1 protein-coding gene is annotated in these 532 nt (G+C 54.5%); it reads left to right on the top strand.

Going from position 1 to position 532, the window contains the following annotated elements:
* Window positions 1-152 precede the first annotated feature (152 nt).
* On the top strand, window positions 153-398 hold the full coding sequence (locus HMPREF3138_RS08085; RefSeq protein WP_070558916.1) for a hypothetical protein: 246 nt from the start codon (window positions 153-155) through the stop codon (window positions 396-398).
* Window positions 399-532: the final 134 nt, after the last annotated feature.

A 532-nucleotide genomic window follows, 5' to 3' on the forward strand; every position in this document is an offset into this window, starting at 1 on the left:
CAGCATCATCAGCCTTTACGCCTGGGAAGCATGACCATAACGAAAGCCTTACAGGTGTAAGCAGCAAGCAATAACAAAAGCCTTACGCCATTACGAACCACTTACAGGGGCGCGGGAGCGCCCCCAGAAACCAGAATCATAAGGAGAGAACGATGGCATTTGAAAACATTCCCCGTAGGTTCCAGAGATGGAAGGTAATCATGGTTCCCGGAGCAAAGTCATATGAGTCATGGGACGAGATGGTTACCGGCGAGAACTTCTCCGAAGAAACCAGGATGAAAACGTACAAAAAGCACCGCACCAAGGCCATCGACCGCACCGTGGCAAACCAGGAGTACATCCATACCATGACGGAGGACGGGATCACCGTCAGGTACCGCCTCGAACGCTGGCGCTAACCCCAGCTAGGAGCGCAGCGACTGCTGCGCCTCCTCCCTTACCCAGAACGCACCAGAGCCATTCTAAGCGCCTCAGCCACAAAAATACCCAACCGCACGACCACGCACGCACAAACGCCGTGTACCCCCCAAAA

Source organism: Serratia sp. HMSC15F11 (assembly GCF_001808215.1).
Lineage (GTDB): Bacteria > Pseudomonadota > Gammaproteobacteria > Enterobacterales > Enterobacteriaceae > Serratia > Serratia nevei.

Bases quoted from the DNA above. Each gene is read 5' to 3' on its own strand.
- HMPREF3138_RS08085 (WP_070558916.1), top strand. From the start codon at position 153: ATGGCATTTGAAAACATTCCCCGTAGGTTCCAGAGATGGAAGGTAATC.